Here is a 22,598-nt window from a genome sequence, read left to right on the forward strand (position 1 = left end):
GGATATAGCAATCAATGCAATCGCAAAAACAGAGACCAAACCTTTCAGTTGCATAGAAAAAAGCGTTTACAAAAGTTTAAATTGGGGGCAAAGATAGGGTTTCAGCATGAATTATATTAACATAAAAACAGTTCTTCCGGAGGCGCTTTTCTTTCCCAATTGCTTTACAAGCAAAGGTTACGGGTGCATATCAAAGCATAAAGAACACTATGCCGGATTAAAGCAATTTATTATATATCACATCTTTACTTAACTTAGTTTCGCAAAAAGGCATTATGAAAAAAACAATATTAACAGGCGTAATGCTGGTTTGTATGATCAGCCTCCATGCACAAAAAAAGAAAGCAGCAGAAAAGTCGGGCAACCCCGTATTCCCCGGTTGGTATGCCGACCCGGAAGGCATTATTTTCAATAATACCTACTGGATCTATCCTACTTACTCCGCGCCTTACGACAAACAGGTTTTTTTAGACGCTTTTTCATCACCCGACCTTATTCAATGGACGAAACACAGCCGCATAGTAGATACTGCCTCCATTAAATGGGCTAAGCGGGCCTTATGGGCGCCGGCTATCGTAGAGAAAAAAAACAAGTACTATTTATTCTTTGGCGCCAACGATATTCAGAGCAACCAGGAAAAGGGCGGTATTGGCGTTGCGGTGGCCGATGAGCCGGCAGGCCCATTCCGGGATTTGCTGGGCAAACCATTGGTAGATCAATTTCACAATGGCGCCCAGCCTATTGACCAGTTTGTTTTTAAAGACAGCACCGGGCAGTATTATTTAATATATGGCGGATGGCGGCATTGCAACATTGCCCAACTCAACGATGACTTTACCGGCTTTATTCCTTTTGAAGACGGAACAACGTTCAAAGAAATTACGCCGGAAGGATACGTGGAGGGCCCTTTTATGTTTATCTGCAACGGCAAATACTATTTCATGTGGTCGGAAGGCGGCTGGACGGGCCCCGATTACAGCGTGGCTTATGCCATTGCCGGTTCGCCGTTTGGGCCCTTTAAAAGAATAGATAAAATTTTACAGCAGGATCCGAAGATTGCTACCGGCGCCGGTCACCACTCCGTTATCCACAAGCCCGGCGCCGACCAATGGTATATGGTTTACCATCGCCGGCCTTTAACGGAAACCGACCGCAATGCCAGAATAACCTGTATAGACCGCATGTATTTTGATGAAAACGGACTGATCAAACCCGTGGTGATTACCAATGAAGGGGTTGAAAAAAACAGGTTGAAGTAAAAGTTTTATTTTCGCTTGAACCAATTCTCAATTCTTATTCCCTCTGCAATCTTCAGGGCCGGGATTGATAACTGCAGCTTTGGTTTTTGGGCCAAGCAAGATGACCATAACATCTAAATCAGGATCGTTGTATGGATTTTCGCTTTTATGGATTGTGGCGCTGGCCTTTTTTTTTATGTACGTGTTTACATCAATGGCTGTGCACATAGGCATTGTTACAGATCGTTCGTTGCTTTCGGTGATAAGAGAGAAGTGGTGTTATTATCCTGGCGCTTATCAATTCCAGGGATATGTTTTTAAAATAATTATTACATGAAAAATATTGAACAACTGTATCATTCATTGCTGGAACCATCGGATGCTTTGATTGCCGATATGGTAAAAATAAAAGGAGACATACTGGTGCTGGGCGCAGGCGGTAAGATGGGACCGGCTCTTACCATTCTTGCCAAAAAAGCCATTGATAAAGCCGGCATTTCCAAAAGGGTAATTGCAGCCTCCCGCTTTTCGGAACCTGGCCTGCAGCAGCAATTACAGGCTGCCGGTATCGAAACCCACGCGGTAGATATGCTGGAAGATGAGCAACTGCAGGGCTTACCACAGGTGGAAAACGTATTATACATGGCCGGCCAAAAATTTGGCACTACCGGCAAAGCGTGGTTTACATGGGCTATGAATGCATACCTGCCCGGACGGGTGGCCTTACAATATAAGGATTCGCGTATTGTAGTATTTTCTACCGGCAATGTATACCCGCTATCGCAGGTAGCGTTGGGAGGCGCAAGCGAAGAGCAGGCAACAGGTCCTGTGGGTGAATATGCCCAAAGCTGCCTGGGCAGGGAAAGAATGTTTCAATATGGATCTTCAAAATACAATACGCCGCTTTTTATTTACCGGTTAAACTATGCCAATGATGTTGGTTACGGTGTATTGCCGGAGATTGCCAAATCCGTTTACGCCGGTAAGGCCATTGATCTGAGCATGGGTCATGTAAATGTGATCTGGCAGGGTGATGCCAATGAAATGGCCATAAGGGCTTTATTGCATTGCGCAACACCGGCTAAAATTGTAAATATCACAGGTCCTGAAACGGCGCCTGTTCGCTGGATTGCAGCGGAGTTTGGAAAACAATTTGAAAGAGAACCTCTTTTTATTCATGAAGAACAATCCACGGCGCTATTAAGTAATGCATCAGAGTCTTTCAGGCTTTTTGGATATCCGCGGGTAACTTTAAAACAAATGATTGCTTTGTTAGCAGATTGGGTGAAACAGGGTGGCGAAACAATTAACAAGCCCACACATTTCCAGGAAAGAGAAGGTCAGTTTTAAAAAAGTAAAAATGAAACCATTAGATACTGATATCAGCCGCTTGTTACAGCAAGGCACCGTAATACCGGCCCATCCGCTGGCCTTAACCCAACAGTTACAAATAGACGAAAAAAGGCAGCGGATGCTAACGCAGTACTATATAGCCAGCGGGGCGGGTGGCTTAGCCGTAGGTGTTCACACTACTCAGTTCGAGATCAGGAAACCTGAATTCAATATGCTGGAGTCTGTTTTAAAACTGGCCGCTGAAGAAATAGAACAGGCAAATCTTGATCGTCCCTTCATAAAAGTTGCGGGTATTGTTGGCCCCGTTGATGCTGCAGTTAAAGAGGCCGAACTTGCTGCCCAGTATGGGTATCACCTGGGGCTGGTGAGCATGGGTGGGCTCAACAATTATTCAGAAGCTGAGTTAATAAAGAGAGCAGAGAAGATCGCAGCAGTGATCCCTGTTTTTGGCTTTTACCTGCAGCCTGCAGTGGGCGGCCGCATTCTGAGTTATGCGTTCTGGAGGGATTTTTCGGACATTACGAATGTGCACGCGATAAAGGTTGCTGCTTTCAACCGCTATCAAACATTAGACGTGGTAAGGGCCGTATGCAATTCCTCCAGGCGTGATGATATTGCATTATACACAGGTAATGATGATAATATTATTGCAGACCTGGTAACCCCTTACCGGTTTCCGGTAGCAGGCAAGCAGGTTGAAAAAAGATTTGTTGGAGGCTTGCTGGGGCATTGGGCCGTATGGACGCAAAGATCAGTAGCCCTGTTTCATGAAGTAAAGAAAGCATTGGCAAATAATAATGGCGATTATGCGCAACTGTTATCAGAAGGCATTGCGGTAACGGATATGAATGCTGTTATTTTTGATGCCCGGCATAATTTTAAAGGCTGCATTGCAGGTATACACGAAGTATTGCGCCGGCAGGGATTGATGGCAGGAACCTGGTGCCTGAACGCCGAAGAACAGTTGTCTCCGGGCCAGGCTGAAGAAATTGACCGTATCTGTGCATTATATCCCCGGCTTACAGACGATGCTTTTGTAAAAGCGTTTCTAACCGGATCAACGTTGCAGGCAAATGCTTCCTTAAAACATTAGTGGCGATAATAATATACTATTACATGGACCGGAAATGTTTGGAGAAGATTTTAGCAGATACAGCAAGGTGAATGGCCGGGTAGCTTCTGTGCCGTATTCGCTTGGCGTTGTGCGCAAAGAAGATATGCGGGCTGCCGAAGGCTGGTATACAATGGGAAAATAATAATACTCTAACCCAAAATATCACTTTACTTTCCCAACATCGGGAACAATCTTCGTATCATTTCTTCTGAAGGTTGTGTACCATATTCGCATATTTCAAACGACTCGGCATATTTAGCCTGCGCTGCTCTTGTACTTCCATAAAACTTTTCCAGCACGGCACGTGTTTCGTTTGAAATGGCACCAGCATATCGTTGTCCAAGCCACTTTTTCCTCGCGGTTGCATCAGCCGGCACTTCTGATATATAATCACCTATCCAGGGCAGCCATTCGTAAAATTGTGACTGATGTGCGTCCAGTGCATGTACTTTTTTATCGAACACAGCCGTAATATCTACCGAGATATCAGCACGAAAAGGGTTGGGGCGTTTGAAATGATCCCGGGTATATAAAAAAACAGGATTTTTCTTTAAGGGGGGGCAATCTGGCACTATGTTAGGAACTCCCACCATATAGGCTGCATCCTGTACCAGCACACCAGTGTAACGATGATCGGGATGATAGTCATTCGGACGGGGAGCAATGACTATATCCGCGTTCCACTCCCTGATCTTTCTTATAAGCTGCAATCGTATTTTCAGAACAGGCTCCAGTTCGCCATCGTGATTGTCGAGTATATCATACTCCACCCCAAAGCGTTTTCCGGCCTCTTTTGCTTCCTCTGCCCGCCTCTTTGCAAGCATTTCTCCTCCCTGGGTTTGATGACCGGCATCTCCGTTTGTTACCGATACAAATTTAACAGCATGTCCCATTGAGGCAAAAATAGCAGCAGTACCTCCCGCATCCAGGTCACAATCATCCGGATGCGCTCCAATTACTATCACCCGGATCTGTTTACCAGGTTGCTGTGCGTTCAGGTTGATGCCCAGCGCTAAAAAACAGCACGTTATAATGAGTCTTAACTGACAGCGAAAAGCAATCATGCTAACAGGGTTAATATTGTAAAATATAAACAATATTCTAAGATAGATCAGCTTATACATTCCTCCAAACTATACTGCTGTGTTTTTTATGCATCCCGCCTTGCATTATAGTTAGCATTATTCAACGAACATTGCCAATGAGGGGGCTGAAAAGAATAAGCTGAAGTGAAAAGTGGTTAATTGGTTGAATAGTTGATTGGTTAATGATACTTCTTTGTTTGTTCATGTAACCTGTGCCTTGCACCTTGCAACCTGTAATCTGCCTCCCCTACACCGCTGTGCGCATTCTCCGGCTTCGCACTCCCTGTGTTCTTCCGGGACTCCGTCCCGCAAAATATAATTTACGTTGGGCCGGCGTGAAACAGATAAAATTCTTTTAAAAGAAATTTCCAGGGCGACATACTTTGGCGTTCCATGCCCCTACTTTTGTTGCAGCAATCAGAAACATGCAATGATACTAAAACATTTAAACGCGGCGGAAAGTTTAAAAAAACGATTGGCGTATATTAATGCAAAATACAGTCTGCAAATAAGCGAAGCGGATCTGCCGCTGAATGACAATGCCACTTTGGAATTGTTCCGCAAGGGAAATACGGACCTTGCATGACACGCAGCAGGTTTTAGCGGACAACGACGAAGAAACGAAAATCAAACTGCGGCTTTGCCTGACACACGATTTATTAATGGAGCTGCTTTCCTTTGGCGATAACATGAAAGTAATTGAACCACGATCTTTGGCCGACCAGGTAAAACAGGCGCATGAAAACGCATTCAGGCAATACGAATAACAGCAGGAAAAAAATTAACCCTGAGTAATGCCTTTTTGTAAAGGGTTTCCTCCCATTGATCAGGTCTGTCATTTTTCTGTCAGAAATAGTGGGAGAATGCAGTAAAAACCGGTAAAAAATGATAGTTGACAGAAATAAAAAAGCCTGTAAATTAATTACTTACAGACTTTTAAAGTGCCCGGGACTGGTTCAATACCTATGATTGTAACTAATTAATTATCAATATATTCTTATTATATTGTTAGGTATGAAGTAACAGCAGGGTAACAAAAATTGTAATAACACTCGCTTTTGCCCATAAAAACCCCCTGTCAATAAAAACCGGGGTTCGTACTTAATACGAACGGGTGTGAAGGGTGTCCCCAAAATTGGGGCAATATCCGGGGTTCACCATCATGGCGAAGGGGTCGGATTTGAAATCGTACCCCTTTACAAAAGCGGCTTCCTTTTCTGCGTCAAAAAGCTCTTCCCCTCATCCGATAGCTTACTGATCATTACTACATCAAAAGAGGATATCCGGTATTCGCTGTACTGTGTTTCTGCCTTTAGCTTGTAAGTGCGGTAAACTGTATCTATATCATGGATAGCAATCTCCCGGATGCCTGTAATGGGCTTTACCTGGTCCCTTAATGCTATGGTGAATTTATATAAAGGCATTGCAATTGTAAAAATAATACACTAAATTAGTAACGGTGTTTTTCATAGGTTAGCAACCGCCCGGGGTTTTTATTCCGGGCTTTTTTATTCGATTTATGTATAAACTTTCATAGTTTAAAATAAAATTATATACTTTAGATAATCAACATCCTACCAAATACCCATAATCTTTTAAAAGACTTGCCAAAAATGAGAAAGATACTGTTTGTACTATTATTGTTCGCCCAGGTTGCGCAGGGGCAGGGATATTTTTCAACAGAACTTATTGATTGCGTTGTATCCCTTGAAAAGGAGGATAGTTTAGGAAAAATTATTCCGCATGGTACTGGTTTCTGTATTTATAATTACAACAATCCGGGCGAATTAATTGTTGTAACGAATGAACATGTTTTGAGAAATGGGTATATCTATATCAAATCAGCGGTTACCGATTCTGCATTTAGATTTATGATGCGTTACAAAATAGATACAGTTACAGTTGATGGGCAGGCGTGGGTCTTGGACGGGTATAATTTACATACAAAAGTTTTCCTAAAATATGGAGTAAATTACCTGCCACACGAAAGTTTGGATATCGCTATTTTTAAGGTGCCTTCATTTTCCGGCATTAATATTGGGACGGATTCAGTGAAAGTTTTTAAAACAACATCACTGCCTTTAAGTTTGATCAAAAGTAAAAATGATGTCAAATTAGGCACGCCAGTTTATTTTGTAGGATTCCCCTTTGGCATTGGACACTCATATGGATTCACGATACCGGATAGCTATAATGATGAAAAGTTAACTCCTTTAGTAAGAAGAGGTATTGTTGCATGGAAGAGTGATACAAAAAAAGAGTTCTTATTAGATGCATTTTCGTATCCCGGAAATTCCGGAAGCCCCGTATATTCAGAGACGGGTGTATTTGGCAAAAAACCCGGATTAATAGGAATTGTTTACGGGCACCTGGGACAACCTGGTAAGGATGGCTCTAATTTTGGTTTGGCGCGATGCTATTGGGTGGATGAGATATTAGAACTTATTAAAAGGCTATAGTTACCACTCTTCAGTCTTAAGAAAGAAGCAGTTTTTTGCAACGTTAGTTTTATGGTAATCCAATATTTTTAAAACCTGTTTTTTGTAAGTGATTGTATCATATATATACTGTGGTATATATTTTACGACAGCCCAACACTTATTAATCTCGAACGGTACAAACTTGTCGCTTGTCAGTTTTGGGTTATCGTAAATTATGGCTATGCATTTTATTGTATCGTCTTTTGGAGGGAAATAAAAAGGGTTGTTTTGAGAAAAACACAACAAAGGAAAAACCAGCACCATAGCCAAAATCAATATCCTCATAAATAAAATCTATTTGAATCAAAGATAATATAAATAAAATTTATAAGCAAATGAGAAAGATAATGTTAATGGTGATGTTAATGCCGGTGCTGTTGTGGGGGCAAAGCATTCCCTTTAATCCTGAAACAAAAGAGATAGTATATGATTCTGTTTATGAGATAAGCGGTACAAAAGATGAATTATATACTAAAGCTAAGAGTTGGGTAGCGGAATCGTTTAAGTCTTCGGCGGTGCCGATAAACACAGACGACAGGCAGGCTGGCGTAATTATATGTAATGGATCTGTGGAATTTATTTTCCAGTTAGCTAAAGGCAAAAAGGCGAGGAAGTCGGACGCGATAGGGGAGGCTAATTTTGTTCTGAAGATATTACTAAAAGATAACAAATATAAAGTTGTCGTGACTGATATTAGAACGAATACGGAATCACCAACCGCGTTTAGTTCAAGCGATGCCGGAAAGTATTTGATAGGTAATTTCTATGATTATAAAACAGAAAGCGAAGCACTTCGTCAAACATGGAAATCAAAAATAGAGGCAATTCACGAAATGATCGGGTATGTGTATGCCAGCATAACTAAAAAAATGTCTGAAAAATCAGACTTGAATTTTTAAGTACTCCTTTCTTATAAATCTATCATTCCCGGATCCCAGGATATACCGAATCTCCGGCGGCATTTTACCTATTCGTTTTTCTTGCTCCGGTGTCATAACCTTGCAGATATTTAGATATTTGAGGTGCTTGGTTTGCGGTTATCAAAACGAGATAGATGCGGTTTTAAAATAAATATTAAAGAATTCAGGATTGATAAGGTTTGGTGTCCCCTTTTTATTCCCGGATGAAAATTGTTCCTCCATATGGTGTGGATTGGCAATTGTAGTTTCATTTATTTGTTGCACTGCCTGATTTGTGGTATAAATAATCTTCTGCTGATAGATTTCTGGCAGGCTGCTTAAATCATACCGAAATCTATTACCCATTTTCTTTGATCTAACAGTGCCCCGCTCTCGATGGCCCCTTAATTTCTCCCGGCTCCACCCGGTAATTTTCATCACTTCGCCCGCCGAGGCGGTGTAACCTTCTTTAAGCTCCTTTCGCTTCAGCCATTCAATATGGCGGTTAAACTTTTTTACTTCCTGCAGCTCTTCATGAGTGGGTATGGTATCCATTATGCTTGCTTTTTCTCAATATACGAAGCAAAAAATGCTCTTTGCGTACGTAACCCCAATGGGGTCACAAATGCTAATAAATTCGAAAATAAAAAGCGCTGTACACTACAGCAAAATATATTAAAACACTGGATAAAAATATCTTGGGGGTTAACCTGGGGGATGGTTATTGCTACCCGTCTGGATGACATTAAATTTATTGTGTAGTAATGATACTACAATATGATTTTTCGCATACCTTTGTAGTAACAATACTACATTATGACGAAAGGAGAAAAACAGAAAATTTTGCATGAGAACAAAGTTCTCGATGATGGATTAGATGATGAACAGTTGGCAGTAATTAGAAAGTTAATAGCACCGAGTACCAGATTGCTCAATACATCCGTCTACTCAAAAAGGACCATTGAGGCGATATTGCAGGGGAGGCGCAGAGATGGCGAAACATTAAGAGATGCAATTGACTTGGCAAGGGGCGAATTAAAGCGATGTAATGAAGTAATGGCTGGAATAGAGATAAAACTACGCAGCAATTTAATTTAAGCTTCTGGGTACTTCTATTTAGATATTTTTCGGCTTCCTCTTTCGGGTCAATCACCTTAGCGTCCAGTGCCCATCTAGATATTTCATCCCTATCGAAAAACAAAAGTCCATTTGTCGGCTTTGAGTGCGGTATTACCCGTGATGCGGTGAGCTTGTATAGCTTACTTTTCGACATGCCAAGAAAGACCGCGGCTTCTTCGGTAGTAAGAACCTTTTTATTGGAAAGCAGAAGGCTTTTTATTTCAGCCAGTGCTTTTAAAATTTCGTTTTCCATATTTAGTATTTATTTCCTGTTTAGGTTTGGGCATATCTAAGGGTATTATTTTCTTGCTTTCTTCACAACCTTTAGTTTGTCCATGTGGCCACTGGTTATGTACCCATTAGTTTATCTTTATACCAAAATCTTTTCCCATTTACCGGGCTTATTGTATACAGGTATCCCGGTATTCGATGTATCCTATTTTGTAGCGTCTTTTTAGTTATACCAAGTAGTTCAGCTGCTGCTTCATCATCTATCCTGTTTTCGTTCTCAATCGAGGTTTTTACTGCTTTTAATATTTTTGCATTATCCATTTTGGCTTTTTTTCGTTATTGTATCTTTCCTGGGCAGGCGGCATGGCTTTTTTAAACCATCACCCCTAATGGCTCGAGGTAACCTTATAATCTTTCCGGACATGAGGTTATAAATTTAAACAATTAAATTCCCTCTAATCCTTTCCCTTTAGGACGGACCTTTACTTTTCCATTCTTTACCTCATAGGCTTCTATAAGCTTAACAAAAGCCAAGTTATATATTTCATTGTATTGTACACCTTCAAGCGTAGCAATAGCCTGCAATTTGTCTAATACTGCAACAGGTACTCTCTTAACCCCCACCTGGGGTATGGTTGTCTGACCTGGTGTGACTGATTTTTTTACCGGAGCCATATTAAATATTTATAACAAAGATAATATTAAAAGCGGTTAACTGAAATAACTTAGTTAATGTGGATAACTTTTTACCAAACATCATTGGTTATCTCGGTTAACCCGGTTATCTTTATGAAACATTAAAACAACAGACATGACACATTCAAATCTTCAGCAGAAACTCCGCTACACGGAACTCATATTTGCCATGAGCATCCCCATTGAAACAACTTACAAGCCTTGGACAGGGCAGCAGGACCGCCCCCCATTTGTAAAAGTCGCTAAGCACAAGCCCACACCTAAGAGTAAAAAGCGGTCCCGATAGTATCCTTTAGTTAAGTTAAAATGTTAGGATTTGTTAAGATTCCAATCTTCCTCCCGCGGGGAACTTATGGCGATCCTAATGCAGCCTGATATTGAAATCTAAATTCCGTTTTTAATCATACCCGTATTACTTCACTTTCAAAACGACAATCATGAAAAAAAATAATAAAGTTGACCAGATTTACAGCAATGCCGCCTCAAAAATTATTAAGGTTTTTGTCTCCCCATCTCTTCTTGTATATTTTTTATCCAAAACCGCCCAGCTTGTTTATGAATACAGTAAGAAAGATTCAGGCATAGCCGGTTTGCACAGCACTCATAATATAACAATGGTACTTCTTAGTGACTTAGCGGAGCCTTGGATTGATAATAATCTATGGGATCTTGAAAATAATCTTCGGTATTTGAACAAAAACATTGGCTGCGCCCGGCTTAATAGATGGGTTACGGAAGTGGTGTATATAACTTCAAAAGCAGAGATTGAGGGTATGAATGGAGCGCCCACCGTTAGCGAATGGATGGACTTTTACACATGTTTTTATGAAGTTGCCGAATCACTCCAAGAAGTGGACTATTTGGACACCGAAACTCAAAAGCAAGCTGCTTAATTATTAACCATACAAACAAATACAATGAACAATCCACAACTACCAGCAGCCTTATCTGAGGCTATTAATAATTTTTTTACTCACACATGGGATGATAAAGATTATTTAAAGCTTATTGATAACATCACACAGGATGCGCTATACACTATTGATAAAAATGGCAGTGGAGACGGAGGAGATACCTTTTTCTTTATGCGTAGCCTTAAAGATTTACTAACCTGCCTAAAACCCTTTGCTCATGAATAACTCAAACTATATCTCTTTCGTCCAAGATAAGAAGCTCATACAGCTTCATAACAACGAAATACTACACATTAGGTCTGCCGGTGATTACATCCGAATAATTACGCCTGAAAGGAAGTATATCACACATTCAACAATGAAAAACTTTGCTGCAATGGTTAATCCCAATGCATTTGTCAGGGTACACCGCTGCTTTATCGTTAACATACGAAAGGCGGCAATCATTGAAGATGAAGCGGTACAAATAGGCGGCACCCTTATACCGATAAGTAAGACCTACAAAGCCGGGTTATTGCAATGGATGGCCGGATAAAAAATCAAATTTTAACTCTCAAAACAACTACACATGAAAATTAAAGAACATTGCTACAAAGCTGCAGAACTTTTGGTAAAGCGTTTTCGGAGCCCGGTAGGGTTATTAAGATTCTTAGCAGAGTCCGTTACGTGGACCGGATATTATGAAAAGTATACTAAAGGCAAAGAAAGCCACACTTTTCCAATTGTATACATGATGGAAAATCATCTTGAAACATGGATTTCACAAATGACCGCAGACAATCAGACCATTCTTTCTAAGCTTGCCGAAGTAATAGACGAATGGTTTAACGTTTTTGGCAGCGAAGGTATTAGTGAAGGTGCTATCCATCTATTAAAATGCATGGCCTGCGATGCGGCAGACCGGGGCGTAAATGAAGGATATATTATAAAATGGGTAAAAGAGATTGAAACCCTTTTGGATATATCCGCAATTGCAGAAGAGTGTGAAAAAGATCGTCATAAAGAAAAACAGGCGGCTTAATCATTATTCACAAATAAACTATACAACTATGATGGAAGACAAATACGATTCGTCAGAAAAGGCGATATATGACTTTGATAGTACTTATGGCGGGAAGCAAGAGGTAAGCCAAACTTTGGACAGCTTACTGTTAAACGCCCTTTGTGCGCAGGATCATACTAATACCGGAATGTCAGCCGAGTTTTTTTTGGTTGTCAGGGATCTGAAGGTATTACTAAATACACTTTTACCTAACGACTAAATACAATATCTATATGAGCATAGTACAAACGGTATCAATCAATCTTACTGAATATCAGTTTAAGGAATTAAGCATGGCGATAAACGAAGTTAACAAACTATGTGCGCAGCCATTGGCAGATGCCTTAGATGAGATATTTAATGGCTACCTATGGTCGCAGCACGTAAATGGAAGCAATAATTTCAAAGAGGCACAGTCTCTTCATTATGACGTTATGACTGTAAAGAAAGTTCTTCAAATAATTGAAGATCCGATTAATGAAGCTTTAAAAATCAAAAATCAATAAGTCAATAAAATCAACAACAATGAAAACAATTGAAATAAGCGTTACCTCTAACGTTCGCCCATTATTGGATATGCACAAAGACGATGTATTTAGCATCCTGGACGCAGCATTTACAGACATCTTAGGCGTAAAAGGCCGGGAAGGCGAGAATCAAGACCTGTACTTTATCATACGTGGAATTAAGGATATTGTTTCCGAATTACAACGAAATCGCGAATGAATTGCAGGGGATATGCATACTTATTTAAGCCTGGAAGTAATTCCGGGCTTTTTTATAGCATCGGAAAATTCGGATTCTTTACACATAAAACCCCCGGCCAAGAATAACCGGGGGTAAGTTTTAAATCTGAAATATATGGAGTGGTTAAAATGAGCGGTTTTGTGAGCGCCTCTGACGTTCGAGAAACAATATAAGATCGGGACCAGCGCCCCGCAGCCGGCAACCATCGCTACCATCACGCCTGCTGGTATTAAAGATTGGAATGTGTGTTGTCTGCTGGTAGTGTAGATAGTATAAAGTTAATTCATTCAAAGGGTCTACTCGTATAAATATCCAAAGTATTTTTGATCACCCTGCGGATCGCCTTTGTCTTTTATGCTGTCAAAGAATTCTTTTGCAGACATGCGAAATGTGTTCGATCCCAAAGAAATATCCATATTGGTTGGCGTGTACGCTTTATTTAAAAGAGGATCGTGTGTGAATGTAAAAATATTGGCGGGGCCAACTAAGCCCTTTCCTTCCGTCTGTGTGGTGTAAGTGTTACCCAAAAATGAACCGTCAATACTTGTATACAACCGGTAAGTGCTTTGGTACAGGCTAATATCGTTTAACCTTATCAGCCGTTCGGTTTCGTCTTTGCCCTGCCGGTGCCAGCTACTTGTCAGGGTAACGCCATCGGTGCGGAATAATGCACCGGAAATAATTCTTTTAGGGGCATCGCCTACTAAAATACTCAGCTCTGCGTTATTCCTGAATGTGCCACTGTTTTCCAATTTATCATACTCCCCTTTTATCTGAGTAGTATTATTCACGAACAAAAGCCAGTCAAAGCGAATATTACGATACCATAATTCATTGTTATCTGGCCCCCAACTGGAATTATATATTTCAATAGTCAAATCCCCATCTTCCGGCATACCTAATGTTTCCACATCAAAGGTTTGCCAGTCCTTTGCGGCCCTAATCCTGTATGAAAACTTAACAGGATTATTAATGTTTGTACTCCAAAGCTTATCAGGTATTCCGCTTTCAGTATTTATCGTTGTATCATAAGAATAAGTAGTCCCACTTTTGCCGTATAGCAATATTCTTACAATGAACATTTGCGCAAACTCGCTATCACTGCCATAATCGTATTTTGGCTTCCATTCACCTGATATTCTTACCCGATCCTGATAGCTGACCTCAACAATTGAACTTTTCAACCTGCCGGTCTCCCCTTGCTCCGTTGGGTTACGCCTGGGTAATACTATATAGCTTTCTTTTGGAGCTCCGGTTTCGGGATCATAGATCTGGTTTCTATAGGGTGTTTTGGGAATCGCTCCAAAAGCATCCTCAAAAGTCCAGAAATCTATCCGGGTTGCAATGTTACTTGGTCCCGAAATGGGAGCAAATAAACTACCCTGCAAAAAGTTATTATTACGCGGCATCTGAAAAGGCGGATTGTAATCATACTGTATCCTGCTATATTTGGATACACCCGTAAAGCTTTTTATATGATCTGCATTTATGGGATATCTTTCTTTGCTGTCTACAGGGATTTGATAATCGTAAACATGGGCAACGCCAACATTTGAAGTATAGGGATACTGCAAACGCGTAGCATACAGCATGGACTGATTCCATCGGTCATGTTTTCTCATAATGTGCCATGCGCCATTCTGCTGAAAGATGCCGCATTGAAAAGATGTCATAATGGATTCAAGAACCTCATAACAATTTTTGTAAGTGTTAGCATCCTCTAAGAATGATGTAGTATGAACCATACATTGGTTAAAGGGGTGTGCCGCCGGGTCATCTGTTCTATCGCTCATGGACTGCTCAAATACATTACATTCAATCAGTAAATCAAGCTCTAAGCCAGTAAAGGACAAACAGCGCTCAATGATTTCAAGTAATGTTTTTTTCTCATAAACATCAATATCATACAATGGATTGTTTTTAAGCAGCCCAAGCCCATCGGTTGCCCTCAAAGTAATTTCCTTTGGATCGTCCTGCATTGATTCAAAGCAATCATCGGTTACTAAAAAGCCTGTCCAAAGTTCCTTGGCATTTTCATCAGCATCAATAACAACCGAGGTCTTATATTGAAAATCGTCCGCAGTAATAACGTCTTCTAAATTGAAGTCGCTTTCACTATAGAAATGGATATCTAATCCGGATCCCTGAATTGATGGGTATTTTTTTTCGTCATTATCCCGGTATTGTAATTCTGCCACACCGGCTGTACCCTTTAATACCGTGGCGCTCCCGTTATAGTCACGCTCTTTAATGAGTATATCAATCCGGACTTCGCTTCCAATTACTCCCGCTACACCAGGCGATAATAAGGGGATTCTATACTTTGTTGTGTATGCCATAAAATTTTGTTTTTGAGTTATTAATCTTCTATAGGATCGCATCCATCTGCAGGGACCAGTATAATATGTGTCCCTTTTAGCGATAGCGCTTCAAACTCATTCCGGGTTATCATTTCTCCTGTTCCGGTATTGGTGTAATGATCGCCGTCGCTATCCCATAAGGTGAAGCTATCGCCGGCAATATCCGCAATAGTGATTTTTCCAGCCTTCAGGTCATTGAGGAACTTTATTTTTCCCTGTCGTGTTTTGGGTATCTTATCTTGTTGCATAATCTTTTTTTAATTGTTCAATTTGCTTTCTGCATCCATCAGGAATAACGATCCTTTCGGTTTCTCCCTTTACCAGCATATCATGCAGGAAATTTAACTCTGCTACGGTACACCTGTCCATGTCAAGGGTAGAAATAAATAGCTGATCGGCTGATATTTCACCCAACTTTATCTTGCGTATAAAGTCAATCTTTTGCTGCCGGCTTCTTATTCCTTGCATTGTAGTTTCGTTTAAATCGTTCAAAATATTGTTTATCCTCTTCCGTCAATGAGTCGCCCCTGTTTAACTTGATCTTCGTGTCCAGTAGCCATTCCAATTCATCAGCCGTGCATTTATCCAATTCCATAGAGGCAAAGAACAATTCATTTTTTGTGATCGTTCCTTGTCTCATCTTGGATATAAAGGCTAATTTTTCTGCCCGGGTTTTCATTGCTGCCTATTTAATATTTCATTTACGATACGGTCCAGATCTTCATCAGATAATTTTTCCAGGTCTGTCGTTAAACTGGTTGCCTGCAAAGTAGGGAGGGAGTATTTAAGTAATTTCTCAAATAATACTATCCGGTCTTTAGGCTCCAGTTGCTGCCAATCCTGTTGTATTTGGTCTGTTTGGCTTTCAATGAAAGTGGTAACCCACCGGCGTAAATCTTTTGTCGCTTTGTTTGGGCTGCCCTTTGGTCTGCCATTGGGGTTACCAGTTTGTCCTTTTCGCTGTGCCATAAGATATGTTTTTCAATGTTCTTTACATATTGCTTGTTGACGCTTCAGCTTCTATAAGCTTTCCCCTTTCATCATTCATAAACCGTATGGTTAGATTATCAGCCTTCAGGTAAGCGTAGGTGAAGGCTTTGCCGGCTGCCTTTCCCTTTGTAAAGGGTTCAATAATACTTTGCCTGGATACCAGGGATAATTTGTTGAATTTATTTGCAGATGGCAGGAACGTTCCCCCTTTCGCCATTTTAACCGTTAGGGAGATGTAGGCTGCTTCTTCTACCCGCTTTACCGATTCGCCGGATACATTAAACATCCCATTTAATCCCGAACGGGTGTATGTGAAGCCGGCTGTTATCATTGCTGCTATAAACTCCCCATTGGTCAATTCCTGCCCGGTAGCGTCTTTATATAGGCATTTCAGGGAGTAACTATTCCATTCGGGGTTAATAGCATCAGCCCTGTTTAGATTACTACTTATCCACTTTGCCACAGCAGCAATTTTGGCTGACTGGCTTAAAGGATAATCGTAACTGGTCCTCTGTGTGGCGTGTAAAAAGCCAGCATTAAACAAATCTTGGGGGAGATTTTCTTTGTTCATATATTTCTGTTTTAAAATTTAAATAAAACCATTCTATAAAATCCTGCATGTTGGTGGCAATGAAGTATATGCCGCCGGATGCTTCTATTTTCTTTTGATAACTGGTTTGTGCTGCGCTCTGTCGGTCCCTACCTATCTTCACTTCAATCTTTACGGACCGTCCGGCTATTGTAGCACTCAAATCTGCCGTTCCTGCGGTTCCGGTTCCCTTTGCCCACTCCATGCCGCCAATCTGCTTTTTACGTCCCAGAACGTCCGTATACGTGCGCCTGCGGTCAATCATTCTGCCGGTATTGGTTATCCGCTCTGCCTGCCATCCGCTGAAGGTGAGAAAATCAATAATGCACCTGGTTAACCCGTTGGCTGTTTTATCGCTGTACGGTTTGAGTTTCATCGTTCTTCCGCCACTTGCTTTAAAGAATGCTGGTGCCGTGCGTTCCAGGTGGCTATACTTCAATTCTTTTAGTTGTTTCTGCCAGTTCATTGATCTGCATGTTTTAAGTCCCACAATGCCGGGTATCCATCCGGTGTAACTTCAATCAGGGATCCGTCTTTTAATACTTCAAGTCGTTTACCGTCCCGGAATAATATCCTCTGGTCTGTTGGGTGTATTGCCTCTGCTGATTTTCTCGGGATGGTTATACCGTGATCTTTGGCGGCATTAACCAGTGCCCCCAAACTTGGAGCCTTACCACTCACAAACCGCAAACAGGCTGTGTATTGCGTATTTGCACGCTGTTGGTTATACTCCGGATGGTATTGGCTGATACTATGGAAATATCCTTCCCCCACGCCGCCGAACGTGGATGCCAGATCGCACCCTATTGCAAACCATACTCCGTAACCGCTGGTAATATCAATGCTGTGCGCCTCTATTGCTTTAATTATCGCCTCAACAGTTAATGTGTCGTTATTGTCCGTATGGCTGCTAATGGGCTTTATATAACGTTTAACGGGTTCGGTATGACATGCCGTCAATAGTTTGGCATTATGATTAAAATACGCCTCCGGGTCATGGGAGTAACCGCGTAACCGTGTAACATCTTTACAACTCTTATCAATTATGAGATGGTGATCCTCAAAAAAGCGGTACATAAATTCAAAATGCTCTTTATGCTTTTCCGGGTAAGCAATAGGGACCAATCCCCAATATCCGGTCCCTGATACCGACAACCCACAATAGGCTATGTTTGGCACCTTCTTTAATTCGGCTTTCAGGTTGGTGTAATTACTTACATGCGGGTTATCCTTTGCATCAATATCAAATTGAATAAAACCGGAATGCTTTACAAGGTTGGCGGCTGCTCTATAAGTAAATACTCCGCTCGGTGTTATTGCCGGCAATGTGGCTTTAATGGAATCCCTGATTGCTTTGTCTTGATAGGTTCTAATCTGTTCCACCTTATCAGCAAACTTTGACGACTGCAACCATGTAAGCAGGTTAATACTGCGGGGGTTATTCGGGGTATTGTAATCCCGGAAACAACTAACATCAATATTTAAAATGCTGTCCATAATGTGTGTTTTCATTCGGTTTAACGGTTTAATCCGTATAGGGTGTTAAACCACTAAACCGAATGTGTTTTATTGCTAAAAACCTTACTGGTATTGCATTCCATCGGTTTAAACCAGTTCATGAAAAATGAATACCTGTTAAACCGGTTTAATGTGGTATAGTAAACCGGTTTAAACCAATTAAACCCCATCTGCTTCATTTGTTTTTATCCGCCAATTTTTATCCGCTCCCTGTTCAATCATTTTATGGGCTTTCATCTCCTTAAACATGTCTTTGGCAGCATTAACACCTTTACTACTTTCTTTAATTATCGCTTCAATTGCTTCATTGTAGCCGTACGCTTTTTGTCCACCAAATACCGCTGCGCTGATCTTCATTATTGATTCTACACGGGCACTATCTTTTTTATCCTGATCTTCCGTTCGTATGCCGCACCCAACATGATACCCTTTGTTTTTATCGTACATAAATTGAATAAGGGGGATGCTGCCTTTGCCGGCCATTCTTAGAAACTTTGGCTCAATGAAAGAAATATCACCTTCGGTTTTTACGGTTATTACGCTTTCGCTTTTCCGCTGACATTGGCTGCCCAGGTGTCCGCGCTCCTTGTCGCTACCGGGGTTAGTGTGTACTATAACAAGTATGGGCATGCTGTATTTGATTGCCAGCTCTTCAAAAAACTTAACAACTGCGTTACTCTGGATGGGGTCGTTAACATCGGTAATGTAATCTGCGATGCCATCAATAACCATCAAATGGATGCCGCCAAACTGTTGTTGTGCCGCTTCACAAATACCTGCAGTAGTTGCCGCACATTCATTTAAATCTAATTCCCTGGCATTGTAGGAGAGAAAGTAACCAGGGCAGGTATCCATGCCAGTACGCCGTAAGATTGTTTTAATATTGTATTGGTGCTTATGCCTTGCCTGCTCCGTATCAATGTGTATTACTGCCTTTCCGTTAATATTCGGCTGCACTTGTACCGCCTCTAATCCATCAAGTAGGATACCGTCACGGCTGATTGCACCGGCGATAAGAATTGAAGTAAATGCACTCTTACCGCTCTTGCTCGCTCCACTAATAGTTGTTATATTATTCTCTGTACTAATTGTTTCGCCGTTAATAGTAATAATCGGCACAGGTGGCATTATCGGAGTGGTATCAGTGATACGCAACCAGTCATATTTTTTTAATTGTGATGGTTTTATTTCTTCGCTTTCCGCGAATGATACAGGAATATTTTTTGTATCTTTGAGCTGTTGGTTTAAGTCACTTGCCCCGTTGTTATGTTGCTGCATGATTACGGGGTTTTTTAATGTGAAGAAATATAAGTGGCTGCCTGCTTTTCCCGCTCATTGCTTCCGGGTGTGGCATTACTTAGCATCCATGCTTCCAGCTTTTCCCGTTCAAAGAATATTTTCTTACCATTCGGTTTACTGAAAGGAATTATACCCGACATTGTGAGCTTGTAGACATAGGACGGCTTGTAACCAATATATTGGCATCCTTCCTGAAAGGTTAATATCTTCTTATCCATTTTTTTATGTTGAAAAATGATTGAAAAAACAAATAGCGCTATCTGTGTTTGACAGTGTGAAATTGGAAAGAAAAGGAATAATAACGGGTTTACCTTTGGGATAAGGTAAGGTATGGGGTAAAGGTAAAGTCTGCTGGAATACGCTTATTTACTGCATTGTAGCAGGAAGCAAGGAGGAATTTATTTTATAAATATTTTCAAGAGGTAAACCAAGAATTGAAACAAGTATCTATTTCTTTGGCTCTTTTCGGTGTGGCGGTATTTATCGTTTGATTTATTTGCTTTAAATTTTCTGTAATTTGTTCTCCATTTTGTTTAATGAAAAAATTCTTTAGCGTTACATAAGGATGAATATGTTTTTTTAGTTTATTACTTTCTTTCAGCTTATAATAGAAATACAACAACTCCGTAGCTGTAGCCTCGGCGCTTACCCAAACAATAGGGTTTGTAAATTCACTCAATCCAAATAATGCCTTAAATTCCGGAAGTGAGGCATTAATGAAATTTTTATGTTTTAAGGCTTTATGCAATCTTTTAATTGGCTCTACATTTCTTTTATCAACCAATTCAAATGGCTTTGGGAGAATGTTTTTATTTTCCGTAGCTCTATTATTGTTGTATTGCAGCCATCCCATTTCATCATCGAAAATAAATTTAGTACTTCCCCGCTTTAATTCGGTACCGGTGATAGCAGTAAGTTGGGTTTTTAACCCTTCAAGCAGCGCCATCTTAACATTATAAATATCGTGAAGCATGTACAAAAATGAAGGGCTGTAACCTTCTTTCTTTTCAGCTACGCCCTTTGTGTGGAAATAAGCAAGAAACTTAATCTTCAAATCGTCCTGATAATAAAGAGTGCTTTTATAAAAATCTCGTCCATAGTAGTTGTGCATCTTTTCAACACTCCATAATTTGTCAAAGGCTTTAAACCCTATTAGCCACTGGTTAACTTGATTCAAAAGCACTTCCGCATGCTGCTTATTGGGAACATCCACAATGGCAGCTTGTTGCATTCCCTTCAGCTTTTGACGGTACCCGCTTTCCCAAATATTCTGATTAGGTACATCGTAATAGTGTGATAGATCCCAACATTGAACAAAAAAGATTCCCTCTTCATTTAATCTCTTCCGGTCTGCGGGTTTATATTCTGTGGGATCAAGTTCCCATAAAGGGAGTATCTCGGTATAAGTTACTCCATCTACTATTATTTTTTGGGCCTGCAGTTCAATTGTTCTTACATCTAAGGCATGTACTTCTTTTATAAATTCCTTGTAGCTATCCATTTCTTTTTACATTTCAATATTTACTTTATCAGTAGCCTTTAATTTCATTTCTCTTGCTGCATTAACATACCGTTGTGTATGCTTCATACTCGTATGCCCCAATAGTTTGGATGCTGTTAATACATCAACATCATTGTATATGAGGTTTGTTCCGAACGAATGCCGGGCATTATGCCATGTTATTTTTTTTGCAATACCTGCACGCTTTACCCATGCCTTTACCGTCTTATTTGCTCCATTAGCAGTAGGTAGTGCAAATACAAGATTTTCGCCGCTCCCTGCCTTCCCTAATAGCTTTATAGCGGTGTCGTTTAATGGTGTTCCTAAATCTTCACCCGTTTTGCTTTGGGAAATATTCATTGCTTTTTCTTTCAGGCTAATGCTACCCCATTTTAACGGCTTTATATCAATCCATCTTAACCCGGTAACACAACTGAACAAAAACGCCCTCCTAACTTCACTGCTTTCCGTTGGTGTGGCTGCCAGTACCTTTAATTCATCCAGCGTTAGAATATCTTTCTTTGCAGCCTTGCCATTGACCTTCTTTTCTACCAAGTCCAATACATTTTCTTTCATCAGGCGTTTACGGTATGCGTGCTTTACCATTTTCTTAAACCGGTTGTAATAGGAGCTTGCACCCTCACCTGTACTTTTGCTTTCAAGGTTTTCAATAAAATCTTCAATGATTAACGGGGTAATCTGCCCGAACGTTAACCCGGCTTTTTTATCTTCCTTCAAAAAATCAGCAAACCGGTTTAATGCACCCTGCATATTTCTTTTATCTTTTTTATTATACCTGTCCACATAGCTTTGCATCCAGTCTGTAATAATTGTTTTCTTCCCTGCATCAGATACCATGCTGTAATCATTCGCCTGTAGTTCAGCAGCACGGGCAACGGCTATGGCTTCGGCTTGTCTCAAACGCTTCTTATTATCTTCCCTGTCTGCAATGGTGGTTCCGTTCGATAATTGCAGGTGCTTCAAAAATTCATACTTTCTTTCACCATCGTTATAAATATCCAGCATTAAAGAAGTGGTACCGTTTGCATTCTTTCTTTTGCGAAGTTTTACACTCATATTGGTATGATTTATTTTTCCTTTTCTTTCGCTAAGGTATGAATTTTATAGAAATTTTGTTACTCAAGTAACAACATAGTAACAAAAATTGAGAAAATAACGTCAAAATAAAAGAAATGAAAAGAAAGGAAATTGGCTGTAATGCTTTGCTGGTAGTGGCTTTATGGCATAAAAAAACCCCATCAAAAATGGGGTTGTGTGCCCGGGACTGGATTCGAACCAGCACATCCTTTCGAACGCTGCCACCTGAAGACAGTGCGTCTACCAGTTTCGCCACCCGGGCATTAAATTACGGGTTGCAAATATAAGGGGAATAATCATTTCCTACCCACCTTTTTTGATGGCT

At 40.7% G+C, this 22,598-nt stretch carries 34 protein-coding genes and 1 tRNA gene; 16 read left to right on the plus strand and 19 right to left on the minus strand.

Annotation, left to right across the window (positions count from 1 at the left end; genetic code table 11):
• Positions 1-275 precede the first annotated feature (275 nt).
• The 5 genes from PLE34_RS17485 to PLE34_RS17505 all read left to right on the plus strand — a co-directional run bounded on the left by PLE34_RS17485 (position 276) and on the right by PLE34_RS17505 (position 3,847).
• Positions 276-1,259, plus strand: coding sequence for a glycoside hydrolase family 43 protein (locus PLE34_RS17485; protein WP_324559066.1), 984 nt, complete (start codon positions 276-278; stop codon positions 1,257-1,259).
• 64 nt (positions 1,260-1,323) lie between these two features.
• Positions 1,324-1,575 (plus strand): divalent metal cation transporter, encoded by a 252-nt coding sequence (locus PLE34_RS17490; protein WP_502875885.1) that lies wholly within the window; start codon positions 1,324-1,326, stop codon positions 1,573-1,575.
• On the plus strand, positions 1,572-2,588 hold the full coding sequence (locus tag PLE34_RS17495) for an NAD-dependent epimerase/dehydratase family protein (RefSeq protein WP_324559069.1): 1,017 nt from the start codon (positions 1,572-1,574) through the stop codon (positions 2,586-2,588). The genes PLE34_RS17490 and PLE34_RS17495 overlap by 4 nt, the downstream gene beginning before the upstream one ends.
• A 10-nt stretch (positions 2,589-2,598) precedes the next feature.
• Positions 2,599-3,684 carry a dihydrodipicolinate synthase family protein gene (locus tag PLE34_RS17500; RefSeq protein WP_324559071.1) on the plus strand — a complete coding sequence of 362 codons (1,086 nt, stop codon included), beginning with the start codon at positions 2,599-2,601 and terminating at the stop codon, positions 3,682-3,684.
• 34 nt (positions 3,685-3,718) lie between these two features.
• Complete coding sequence (locus PLE34_RS17505; RefSeq protein WP_324559072.1) at positions 3,719-3,847, plus strand: hypothetical protein; 129 nt, start codon at positions 3,719-3,721, stop codon at positions 3,845-3,847.
• A gap of 25 nt (positions 3,848-3,872) precedes the next feature.
• Here PLE34_RS17505 and PLE34_RS17510 read toward each other — a convergent pair whose 3' ends face one another.
• Entirely contained in the window at positions 3,873-4,769 is an 897-nt protein-coding gene (locus PLE34_RS17510) for a PIG-L deacetylase family protein (protein ID WP_324559073.1), read from the minus strand.
• 451 nt (positions 4,770-5,220) lie between these two features.
• Here PLE34_RS17510 and PLE34_RS17515 point away from each other — a divergent pair, with 451 nt between their 5' ends.
• Complete coding sequence (locus PLE34_RS17515) at positions 5,221-5,376, plus strand: hypothetical protein (RefSeq protein ID WP_324559075.1); 156 nt, start codon at positions 5,221-5,223, stop codon at positions 5,374-5,376.
• Positions 5,369-5,557 (plus strand): WCX domain-containing protein, encoded by a 189-nt coding sequence (locus PLE34_RS17520; protein ID WP_324559076.1) that lies wholly within the window; start codon positions 5,369-5,371, stop codon positions 5,555-5,557. The genes PLE34_RS17515 and PLE34_RS17520 overlap by 8 nt, the downstream gene beginning before the upstream one ends.
• Before the next feature lie 429 nt (positions 5,558-5,986).
• On the opposite strand, the gene PLE34_RS17525 is transcribed toward PLE34_RS17520, so the two are convergent.
• Positions 5,987-6,214, minus strand: a complete 228-nt coding sequence (locus PLE34_RS17525; protein ID WP_324559078.1) for a hypothetical protein — start codon at positions 6,212-6,214, stop codon at positions 5,987-5,989.
• Positions 6,215-6,403: 189 nt separating this feature from the next.
• Between PLE34_RS17525 and PLE34_RS17530 the strand changes: the two genes are divergently transcribed.
• Together PLE34_RS17530 and PLE34_RS17535 are read left to right on the plus strand one after the other, a co-directional pair.
• Entirely contained in the window at positions 6,404-7,249 is an 846-nt protein-coding gene (locus tag PLE34_RS17530; protein WP_324559079.1) for a S1 family peptidase, read from the plus strand.
• 356 nt (positions 7,250-7,605) lie between these two features.
• Complete coding sequence (locus PLE34_RS17535) at positions 7,606-8,169, plus strand: DUF4468 domain-containing protein (protein ID WP_324559081.1); 564 nt, start codon at positions 7,606-7,608, stop codon at positions 8,167-8,169.
• Positions 8,170-8,310: 141 nt separating this feature from the next.
• On the opposite strand, the gene PLE34_RS17540 is transcribed toward PLE34_RS17535, so the two are convergent.
• The 4 genes from PLE34_RS17540 to PLE34_RS17555 form a co-directional block, all read right to left on the minus strand.
• Complete coding sequence (locus tag PLE34_RS17540) at positions 8,311-8,724, minus strand: MerR family transcriptional regulator (protein WP_324559083.1); 414 nt, start codon at positions 8,722-8,724, stop codon at positions 8,311-8,313.
• A 376-nt stretch (positions 8,725-9,100) separates the two neighbouring features.
• Positions 9,101-9,541 (minus strand): helix-turn-helix domain-containing protein, encoded by a 441-nt coding sequence (locus tag PLE34_RS17545; RefSeq protein WP_324559085.1) that lies wholly within the window; start codon positions 9,539-9,541, stop codon positions 9,101-9,103.
• Positions 9,542-9,636: 95 nt separating this feature from the next.
• Positions 9,637-9,840 carry a hypothetical protein gene (locus PLE34_RS17550; RefSeq protein WP_324559087.1) on the minus strand — a complete coding sequence of 68 codons (204 nt, stop codon included), beginning with the start codon at positions 9,838-9,840 and terminating at the stop codon, positions 9,637-9,639.
• Positions 9,841-9,963: 123 nt separating this feature from the next.
• The gene (locus tag PLE34_RS17555; RefSeq protein ID WP_152267025.1) at positions 9,964-10,194 is read right to left on the minus strand and encodes a hypothetical protein; all 231 of its coding nucleotides are present in this window, start codon (positions 10,192-10,194) and stop codon (positions 9,964-9,966) included.
• A 458-nt stretch (positions 10,195-10,652) separates the two neighbouring features.
• Between PLE34_RS17555 and PLE34_RS17560 the strand changes: the two genes are divergently transcribed.
• Genes PLE34_RS17560 through PLE34_RS17590 form a run of 7 tightly spaced genes read left to right on the plus strand, consistent with a single transcriptional unit; the run spans position 10,653 to position 12,897 of the window.
• Positions 10,653-11,108, plus strand: coding sequence for a hypothetical protein (locus PLE34_RS17560; RefSeq protein WP_324559090.1), 456 nt, complete (start codon positions 10,653-10,655; stop codon positions 11,106-11,108).
• 24 nt (positions 11,109-11,132) lie between these two features.
• Positions 11,133-11,354: a hypothetical protein gene (locus tag PLE34_RS17565; protein WP_324559091.1), complete on the plus strand. Its 222-nt coding sequence runs from the start codon at positions 11,133-11,135 to the stop codon at positions 11,352-11,354.
• Complete coding sequence (locus tag PLE34_RS17570; RefSeq protein WP_324559093.1) at positions 11,347-11,664, plus strand: LytR/AlgR family response regulator transcription factor; 318 nt, start codon at positions 11,347-11,349, stop codon at positions 11,662-11,664. Before PLE34_RS17565 ends, PLE34_RS17570 begins: the two co-directional genes overlap by 8 nt.
• Positions 11,665-11,697: 33 nt before the next feature.
• Positions 11,698-12,150: a hypothetical protein gene (locus PLE34_RS17575; RefSeq protein ID WP_324559094.1), complete on the plus strand. Its 453-nt coding sequence runs from the start codon at positions 11,698-11,700 to the stop codon at positions 12,148-12,150.
• A 28-nt stretch (positions 12,151-12,178) separates the two neighbouring features.
• Positions 12,179-12,391, plus strand: a complete 213-nt coding sequence (locus PLE34_RS17580) for a hypothetical protein (RefSeq protein ID WP_324559096.1) — start codon at positions 12,179-12,181, stop codon at positions 12,389-12,391.
• Between the two features lie 13 nt (positions 12,392-12,404).
• Entirely contained in the window at positions 12,405-12,677 is a 273-nt protein-coding gene (locus tag PLE34_RS17585; RefSeq protein WP_324559098.1) for a hypothetical protein, read from the plus strand.
• A 19-nt stretch (positions 12,678-12,696) separates the two neighbouring features.
• Complete coding sequence (locus tag PLE34_RS17590) at positions 12,697-12,897, plus strand: hypothetical protein (protein WP_324559099.1); 201 nt, start codon at positions 12,697-12,699, stop codon at positions 12,895-12,897.
• A gap of 317 nt (positions 12,898-13,214) precedes the next feature.
• Here PLE34_RS17590 and PLE34_RS17595 read toward each other — a convergent pair whose 3' ends face one another.
• The 13 genes from PLE34_RS17595 to PLE34_RS17655 all read right to left on the minus strand — a co-directional run bounded on the left by PLE34_RS17595 (position 13,215) and on the right by PLE34_RS17655 (position 22,535).
• Positions 13,215-15,257: a hypothetical protein gene (locus PLE34_RS17595; protein ID WP_324559101.1), complete on the minus strand. Its 2,043-nt coding sequence runs from the start codon at positions 15,255-15,257 to the stop codon at positions 13,215-13,217.
• Between the two features lie 20 nt (positions 15,258-15,277).
• On the minus strand, positions 15,278-15,526 hold the full coding sequence (locus PLE34_RS17600; RefSeq protein WP_324559103.1) for a hypothetical protein: 249 nt from the start codon (positions 15,524-15,526) through the stop codon (positions 15,278-15,280).
• Entirely contained in the window at positions 15,513-15,746 is a 234-nt protein-coding gene (locus PLE34_RS17605) for a hypothetical protein (protein ID WP_324559105.1), read from the minus strand. Before PLE34_RS17605 ends, PLE34_RS17600 begins: the two co-directional genes overlap by 14 nt.
• Positions 15,712-15,957: a hypothetical protein gene (locus PLE34_RS17610; protein WP_324559107.1), complete on the minus strand. Its 246-nt coding sequence runs from the start codon at positions 15,955-15,957 to the stop codon at positions 15,712-15,714. Before PLE34_RS17610 ends, PLE34_RS17605 begins: the two co-directional genes overlap by 35 nt.
• On the minus strand, positions 15,954-16,247 hold the full coding sequence (locus PLE34_RS17615) for a DUF5681 domain-containing protein (protein ID WP_324559108.1): 294 nt from the start codon (positions 16,245-16,247) through the stop codon (positions 15,954-15,956). The genes PLE34_RS17610 and PLE34_RS17615 overlap by 4 nt, the downstream gene beginning before the upstream one ends.
• Before the next feature lie 22 nt (positions 16,248-16,269).
• On the minus strand, positions 16,270-16,839 hold the full coding sequence (locus tag PLE34_RS17620) for a hypothetical protein (protein ID WP_324559110.1): 570 nt from the start codon (positions 16,837-16,839) through the stop codon (positions 16,270-16,272).
• Entirely contained in the window at positions 16,805-17,323 is a 519-nt protein-coding gene (locus PLE34_RS17625) for a hypothetical protein (RefSeq protein ID WP_324559112.1), read from the minus strand. The genes PLE34_RS17620 and PLE34_RS17625 overlap by 35 nt, the downstream gene beginning before the upstream one ends.
• Positions 17,320-18,369, minus strand: coding sequence for a BT4734/BF3469 family protein (locus PLE34_RS17630; RefSeq protein WP_324559114.1), 1,050 nt, complete (start codon positions 18,367-18,369; stop codon positions 17,320-17,322). The genes PLE34_RS17625 and PLE34_RS17630 overlap by 4 nt, the downstream gene beginning before the upstream one ends.
• Positions 18,370-18,534: 165 nt before the next feature.
• A complete protein-coding gene (locus PLE34_RS17635) occupies positions 18,535-19,653 on the minus strand; it encodes a hypothetical protein (RefSeq protein WP_324559116.1) in 1,119 nt (372 codons plus the stop codon).
• A gap of 14 nt (positions 19,654-19,667) precedes the next feature.
• Positions 19,668-19,892 carry a helix-turn-helix domain-containing protein gene (locus tag PLE34_RS17640; RefSeq protein WP_152267013.1) on the minus strand — a complete coding sequence of 75 codons (225 nt, stop codon included), beginning with the start codon at positions 19,890-19,892 and terminating at the stop codon, positions 19,668-19,670.
• A gap of 197 nt (positions 19,893-20,089) precedes the next feature.
• On the minus strand, positions 20,090-21,175 hold the full coding sequence (locus tag PLE34_RS17645) for a hypothetical protein (RefSeq protein ID WP_152267012.1): 1,086 nt from the start codon (positions 21,173-21,175) through the stop codon (positions 20,090-20,092).
• 6 nt (positions 21,176-21,181) lie between these two features.
• The gene (locus PLE34_RS17650) at positions 21,182-22,252 is read right to left on the minus strand and encodes a tyrosine-type recombinase/integrase (protein WP_324559119.1); all 1,071 of its coding nucleotides are present in this window, start codon (positions 22,250-22,252) and stop codon (positions 21,182-21,184) included.
• A gap of 199 nt (positions 22,253-22,451) precedes the next feature.
• A tRNA-Leu gene (locus PLE34_RS17655) sits at positions 22,452-22,535 on the minus strand.
• Positions 22,536-22,598 lie beyond the last annotated feature (63 nt).

The sequence above is a fragment of the Agriterribacter sp. genome (assembly GCF_035445465.1).
Classification (GTDB): Bacteria; Bacteroidota; Bacteroidia; order Chitinophagales; family Chitinophagaceae; genus Agriterribacter.